This is a genomic window from Nonomuraea basaltis (assembly GCF_005893125.1).
Taxonomy (GTDB): Bacteria; Actinomycetota; Actinomycetes; order Streptosporangiales; family Streptosporangiaceae; genus Nonomuraea; species Nonomuraea basaltis.
The window spans coordinates 1-1,727 of sequence record NZ_VCJS01000520.1 but is presented as its reverse complement, the minus strand read 5'-3'; the positions used below and the strand labels follow the sequence as shown (position 1 = coordinate 1,727).

The window sequence follows — 1,727 nt, the reverse complement described above, 5'->3', positions numbered from 1 at the left end:
CCTTGGCTATTCATAGGCCTTGAGGAGATCCGAGACGAAATGACCCGATAGACAACGAAGAGTGCCCCTGATCTGGAAGATTACGGATTGTCGAGATCAACAACCTTCCAGAGCGAGGAGCACTCTTCGCGTGCAGATTACCCCCAAATGGATGAGAGGGCTGGCGGTCCAGATCGCCGGTCATGGCGTGATCTCTCGCGTCGGCACGGCGGGCCTGCGGATGCTGGCGTTCAAGAGCGGTCTGACCGGCCTGCTGTCGGGCGCGCTGCGAGTACCGCGCCGTCAGGTGGTCCACGATCGCGGACAGGTACTCACCGACCTGGCGACGATGATCGCCGATGGTGGGACCGCGATCGGTCACATCCGCACCCTGCGCGACCGGGCCGAGTTGTTCGGACCGGTCGCCTCGGCCCCCACCGCCTGGCGAGCGCTACAGGAGCTGACCGCCCGGCGCTTGGACAAGGTCGCCGTTGCCCGCGCCAAAGCCCGCCGCCGGATCTGGGAACTGATCGCCGCCCGGCACGGCGGCATCCCGGCCTCACGAACTTGCTATGGCGACCTGGGGGAATGGATGGTGATCCGGCTCGATGCCACCATTCAGGTCTGCCACAGCGACAAGGAATCGGCGGCCGGGACGTTCAAGGGGACCTACGGGATGTTCCCGCTGACGGCCTGGCTGGACAACACTGGTGAGTGCCTGGCGGTCAAACTCCGTCCGGGCAACGCCGGGGCCAACACGATCTGCGACCACATCGACGTGCTGGCCGCGGCGATCGCGCAGATCCCGCCGGCCTACCGGCGGCGCGTCCTGGTCACCGTCGACGGCGCCGGGGCCACGATCGAGTTACTGGAGTTCATCACCACGCTCAACACCCGCAGCCGCCAGGTGCACTACTCGGTCGGCTTTGACCTGGACGAGCGGGCCAAGACGGCGATCGCCGCCCTGCCCGAAGACGGGTGGGTATGCGTGCTGGACGACGAAGGCCACGCCCGCCCGGCCGAGCAGGCCGGGACGGCTGAGCTCACCGGGCTGCTGCGGCACTCGGCAGGCGGTGACCGGTTGAAGAACTGGCCGGCCGGCATGCGCGTGCTAGTCCGGCGGGAGAAACCGGGCTCAGGGGCCAAGCTGTCGGATTTCGAGAAAGCGCGTGGCTGGCGGTACCAGGTGATCGCCACCAACACCTCCGCCGAGGTGTTGCCGGTGCAGCGGGGTGAGTCGCGTCATCGGGTTCACGCCCGGGTGGAGGACTTCATCCGCTGTGGCAAGGACACCGGGCTGGCCCGCCTGCCGTCGTGGTCGTTCGCCCTCAACCAGGCTTGGTGCATCGCCGCCGCGATCGGCTGTGACCTGCTGGCCTGGTTTCGGCTGCTGTGCTGTGACGGGGAGATGGCCGCTGCCGAGCCGGGAACCTTGCGGTATGCGCTGCTGCACACCAGTGCTCGTCTGGTGCGTGGTCAGCGACGACGCACCATCAAGATCCCCCGGACCTGGCCCTGGGCCGGGCAACTCCATCGGGCCATCGGCGCCGTCTTGACGATGCCCGCCCCGACCTGACCTCGGCACCGATATCCCTCCGGTCAGGAAGGACGGTCTTCTCCGGCTCGTGGAACCGGCACCATCGGCGTGACCGCCGACGCGGGTGCCTGCCCGAAACCGCAGATGAAGATCAATAAATCACTCAGCCATCACGCTCGGCGAAGCCACCAGAACGCGTGAACTATCGAGG

General features: G+C 67.0%; 1 protein-coding gene. It reads left to right on the top strand.

Annotation, left to right across the window (positions count from 1 at the left end; translation table 11 throughout):
• Positions 1-151: 151 nt before the first annotated feature.
• Positions 152-1,555, top strand: coding sequence for an IS1380 family transposase (locus tag EJK15_RS69110; RefSeq protein WP_138720893.1), 1,404 nt, complete (start codon positions 152-154; stop codon positions 1,553-1,555).
• Positions 1,556-1,727: the final 172 nt, after the last annotated feature.

Bases quoted from the DNA above. Each gene is read 5' to 3' on its own strand.
- EJK15_RS69110 (WP_138720893.1), top strand. From the start codon at position 152: ATGAGAGGGCTGGCGGTCCAGATCGCCGGTCATGGCGTGATCTCTCGC.